The 374-nt window shown below is 66.8% G+C and carries 1 protein-coding gene; it reads left to right on the top strand.

Annotated features, from left to right (window positions below; all coding sequences use genetic code 11):
* The coding region (locus DBV14_RS32860; protein ID WP_311732879.1) for a carboxyl transferase domain-containing protein at window positions 1-280 on the top strand (280 nt) is incomplete at its 5' end.
* Window positions 281-374: the final 94 nt, after the last annotated feature.

Here is a 374-nt window from a genome sequence, read left to right as displayed (position 1 = left end):
CGTGATGGGCGGCGAGCAGGCCGCGAGCGTGCTGGCCACGGTGAAGCGCGACGGCATCGAGCTGAAGGGCGGCGCCTGGAGCAAGGACGAAGAAGAAGCCTTCAAGGCCCCGATTCGCCAGCAATACGAAGACCAGGGCCACCCCTACTACGCGACGGCGCGCCTGTGGGACGACGGCATCATCGATCCGGCGGACACGCGCCGTGTGCTGGCACTCGGACTTGCCGCTGCCCGCAATGCGCCGATTCCCGAGCCGAAGTTCGGCATCTTCCGGATGTAGCCGTGATGCTGCGCACTCCGTCTGTCTGCGTTTCCTCTTGGCGTGGCGATCCTGGCGGTTGTCGTTCAGGGCTGCGCTCACGCCGACGGTGTGC

This window comes from Variovorax sp. KBW07 (genome assembly GCF_003852515.1).
Taxonomy (GTDB): domain Bacteria; phylum Pseudomonadota; class Gammaproteobacteria; order Burkholderiales; family Burkholderiaceae_C; genus Variovorax.
Note: the sequence above shows the minus strand (reverse complement) of the source record. Positions and strands in the feature narration are given on the sequence as shown.